This window comes from Vibrio sp. 10N.222.48.A3 (assembly GCF_041475345.1).
Taxonomy (GTDB): domain Bacteria; phylum Pseudomonadota; class Gammaproteobacteria; order Enterobacterales; family Vibrionaceae; genus Vibrio; species Vibrio tasmaniensis_A.
Genome location: NZ_JBFRVX010000803.1, coordinates 1 through 1114 on the forward strand (window position 1 = coordinate 1; position 1114 = coordinate 1114).

At 44.7% G+C, this 1114-nt stretch carries 2 protein-coding genes; both read left to right on the plus strand.

What is annotated here, in order from left to right; genetic code table 11:
• A partial coding sequence (locus tag AB4653_RS20010; RefSeq protein ID WP_137002677.1) for a hypothetical protein occupies window positions 1-277 on the plus strand: 277 nt, incomplete at its 5' end.
• An 83-nt stretch (window positions 278-360) separates the two neighbouring features.
• Entirely contained in the window at window positions 361-891 is a 531-nt protein-coding gene (locus AB4653_RS20015) for a hypothetical protein (RefSeq protein ID WP_102258274.1), read from the plus strand.
• The last annotated feature ends 223 nt before the right edge of the window (window positions 892-1114 follow it).

The window sequence follows — 1114 nt, forward strand, 5'->3', positions numbered from 1 at the left end:
TACCGTCGATACCGTGGCACACACCCGCACCGAGATGCTGCATACCAAGGGAACGGGCGGACTCTTTAATCAAGCGCGCTTTGATGGGGTTACCGATGATGTAAAACTTCAACAAGAGGAAGCGCAGAAACCCATCATCAAACCTGAGCCGATGATTGAACTGACCGTCAAGTCGCAGGTAGAAAAGGAGATCACTAGACCCGAAAGGACGGAATACGTCACCTCCGACCAAGCCTATCCTGCGGTGCCAAGATACACACAAAACTCGAAAGAATAATACTTAACTAGGTGCATAAAAAAGAACTTTATGCACCGCCTAAATACTGGTATTATGATCAGGTATCTAGAGGGAGAATGACCATGAAAACAGTCTTACCATTACTGCTGCTTACCTGTGCGAGCGTGCAAGCTCAACCCCACTCTCCCGAGCTCACTCAACTGCTGAGCGAGATACATGAGCAATATGACACAGCAACGTTAGCTATGCCTAAAAGAGCAATGGCAGACATCACCAAACTGCCCTACTTCTTGCAGCACATTGACGAGACGGACACCGTGGAATCAAAAATTCTGAAAGCTCATCTGCGAGCACTACAAGAAGCATATTTCGGCAATGCTACCCGCCAACAAGAGCTAGGAGGTAATAACTGGTTCTGTATGCGTGATTTGATGGCACTCGATCCGAATCGCCACCCTGAATTTCTTGAAGATATGATCTGGACAGTGCTTGAAAAGACGGCGAAGAATAATCCTGAAAGGTTTACTCGATATAATTATTCATCTTCATTTGCAATGTCAACTTCGGTTATTTTTGAATATGGTCTGCAAACTGAATACCCTTGTTACAGCCCTATTCCAAAAGCCTTGCAATTTCAAGGCTGGAAATATTAATCTCGGCATAGGATATCCATCGAGAGTGAATGTAATTTCAGGTATAAGGCCAGTACGAGAGAGTAGGAACTCTTTATTCTAGACTAGGTATTCATTGGCCGCTGCTTGGGCACAAAAACGTTCCTTTAACCCCTTATATAGCCCAAGAAAGTATTACGTCCCTGTTCCCATGAGTACCAAGTAATAAAGTAAGCTCTTAAATGGCAGCGATCGTATTGGTACG